The sequence below is a fragment of the Maritimimonas sp. 2210JD6-3 genome, assembly GCF_056591795.1.
On record NZ_JBWQOJ010000073.1, the window covers coordinates 1 to 2,315 of the forward strand.

General features: G+C 33.3%; 4 protein-coding genes. All 4 read right to left on the reverse strand.

Going from position 1 to position 2,315, the window contains the following annotated elements; translation table 11 throughout:
* Positions 1–114: 114 nt before the first annotated feature.
* Positions 115–717, reverse strand: a complete 603-nt coding sequence (locus tag AC1EUY_RS15895; RefSeq protein WP_480196535.1) for a hypothetical protein — start codon at positions 715–717, stop codon at positions 115–117.
* A 186-nt stretch (positions 718–903) separates the two neighbouring features.
* Complete coding sequence (locus AC1EUY_RS15900; protein ID WP_480196536.1) at positions 904–1,482, reverse strand: suppressor of fused domain protein; 579 nt, start codon at positions 1,480–1,482, stop codon at positions 904–906.
* 177 nt (positions 1,483–1,659) lie between these two features.
* Complete coding sequence (locus AC1EUY_RS15905) at positions 1,660–1,923, reverse strand: hypothetical protein (RefSeq protein WP_480196537.1); 264 nt, start codon at positions 1,921–1,923, stop codon at positions 1,660–1,662.
* 11 nt (positions 1,924–1,934) lie between these two features.
* A partial coding sequence (locus tag AC1EUY_RS15910; RefSeq protein ID WP_480196538.1) for a hypothetical protein occupies positions 1,935–2,315 on the reverse strand: 381 nt, incomplete at its 5' end.

Below are 2,315 nucleotides of genomic sequence, written 5' to 3' on the forward strand. Positions count from 1 at the left end.
GATTAATATGCGTTAATTTTCGGTTAAGCACAGACGTTAGCAATTCCGAGTGGATTCGGACGTAGTCGAATCCGCCGTAATTGCTGTTATACAATGTTGTGTACCGTTATTTTTTTAGTTTTTTATGAATTCGTTTATGTTCTCTTTTAAGTAATTATTCCATTTGGATTTATCAAAATCTGACTTTTTAAATCTTCCTATACAACTGCTTGTTAAAGAATCTCCCAGATTATTTGGATATGAAAGTCTTATTAAATTGTCCGAGATAAAATCAATTCTGTTTTCTCTAATCAACCCAATTAAGGTATATCTATCATTCATTGGTTCTGCTCCAGGACTCCCAGGGTTGTATAAATATTCCACTCTTATTGTGTCAGATTCTATATTATAAATTCCATCAAAGACATAGCCTTTATCATTTTTAAAGGCGAGTTCAACATCTTTTGAATTTTTTCTAATTCCGTTCCAAGAACCGACACGACAAAATCCGTCTTTAAAAAAATGTACAAATCCAAAAATCGGTTTGTTAGTATGATAAGTCTTTTGGTCAATCGTATATTCTCCAAAAATTTCTTTTACTTCATAATATCCATCAGTTCGAAGTTTAGAACTTGAGTCCAATTCAAATTTCTTATCGTAATATATAAATTCAGGCATTTTTCTTGGTTTTTTCTCGTGCTTTTGTTCGCAAGAGAAAACTATTCCAAAAATCAGCATTAGAATTAGTATTTGAATTCGGAAAGGTTTTTTCATAATGGTACACAACGTGTTTGTGTATGATTTCGTTGCGTGTTTAAGCAACTAAATTAGCAAATACAAACCGAATAGAAAATCCGCGAGGATTTTCGTAAGTAAGTCTTTACTAGCAATGAATTATACACGGTGTTGCCAGTAGTGTTTTAATTATTTTATTCGTTTTCTATTCACGTTGTACATATCAAAATTCGGATGTTTCCAAAATTTTTCAAGTCCGTTTTTCTCAATATATTCCATTTCAGGCGCATAGATTGGATAAAGTCCAGCAATATTAATTTTGTAATTCAGTCCGATGTCGATATTCGCAAAATCTTTTTTGTCCAAAATCGAAGGTGCAAATACAAGAAATGCGTCCATTTCCGATTCGTCCGATATTTTTTCTCTAAAGTTAATTGTGTTGCTGTAACTAAATGGACAATCTCCTCTTAAACTATTCGCTAAATATCCTACAACTTGGGCCCAAGAAGCATCTTTTGAATCAACTGTGATTATCAATTCAGGTCGTCCAAATTTCCAATCAGGATGGTTTTCGAGTGAAAGTCCGTAAGTAATTCCAGTTATCATTCCTTTTTCAGGAATGTCTTTGTAAACAATGCTTGTAACTCCAGGAATTCCGTCCGTTTTAGATTCCTCTTTATAATATTCAGGTTCGGTTTGGAAAATTCTGTCCAAATGAGCCATAAACTTTTCGACTGGTGTTTTTTTCTTAAATAATCCTTTCAGCATAAAGGTTGGGTCAACATTACTGGCAACGGTCTCGTATAACCGTCAGTTACGGGTTAATATGCGTTAATATTCGGTTTGGCACAGACTTTAGCAATTCCGAATGGATTCGGACGTAGTCGAATCCGCCGTAATTGCGGTTATACATTGTTGCCAACAGTATTTTTAATAATTCAGTCATTATAAGATTTCCGTAAACAACATAAATGAAAATCCAATTGCTATTAAAATTCCAATTCCGTTTAGTGTTTTTTTATCTTTTATTATTAAAGTCAGAATAAAGTCTATTAACAATCCAAAAATTCCAATTCCAATTAGTCCAACCATTCCAACAACTCCCCAACCTTCTGCATATGAGAGAGTCTTCCATTTAGCTATTGTGTAAATTATGCAACAAGCCAAATAGATAAGAAAATAAGCTCTTAAAATTGTCCACTTTTTCACTTGGTCTGTTTTCAATAAATTGGTGCGTCAAATTTTACTATTGTTGTATCATTTTCTACGATAAAGTCAACCCAATGGTCAAGTGAGCCTCCATTCGTATAATATCCTCCACCACTAATTTCCTTTTTTCCACTCGCGCGAGTAAAAGTCAGAGAGTAAGCTCCGTCAGATTTGTTTTTACGCATCGATAAAAATTCCGTAACGCTTTCATTCGGTTCAATTCGGTCAATTTTTATTAATTCCAATCTTTCAGTCGTCGTAAATTCCACATTTGTTATCGGTTCGCTTGAGTCATTTTGAATTTTCATCTCAATCCCATCTTTTTTGTAGAAAAAACAAGAGTTTAAAGTTAAAATTAATGTTAATGCAAGCAGTCTTTTCATATTGTTGGC

Excerpts from the sequence above, each read along its gene's own strand:
- AC1EUY_RS15895 (WP_480196535.1), bottom strand. The coding sequence starts at position 717 with ATGCTGATTTTTGGAATAGTTTTCTCTTGCGAACAAAAGCACGAGAAA.
- AC1EUY_RS15900 (WP_480196536.1), bottom strand. The coding sequence starts at position 1,482 with ATGCTGAAAGGATTATTTAAGAAAAAAACACCAGTCGAAAAGTTTATG.